The 267-nt window shown below is 46.4% G+C and carries 1 protein-coding gene; it reads right to left on the bottom strand.

Annotation, left to right across the window (positions count from 1 at the left end; all coding sequences use genetic code 11):
• The coding region (locus tag LKE08_RS12985; protein ID WP_324704654.1) for a reverse transcriptase/maturase family protein at window positions 1-267 on the bottom strand (267 nt) is incomplete at both ends.

Here is a 267-nt window from a genome sequence, read left to right on the forward strand (position 1 = left end):
CCATTGTTTGACATTTCGCCTTATGGTCGTTGGACAATGAAGTTTGGATAGTAGGTAATCATGGTCAATCTGGTCGAAGCATTTGGTAATATCGGCGTCGAGGACATAGTATTCCCCTTGATTAATTCCAACAAATATTCTACCAATCGCATCATGGGTTGAGCGTCCGGGTCGAAACCCATAGCTTGTCCCCTCGAATTTAGGTTCCCAGTAGGGTTCCATTGCCATCTTGACCAAGGCTTGCTTGGCTCTGTCTCGGATTGTCGG

This window comes from Lyngbya sp. CCY1209 (assembly GCF_035615495.1).
GTDB lineage: Bacteria > Cyanobacteriota > Cyanobacteriia > Cyanobacteriales > Microcoleaceae > Limnospira.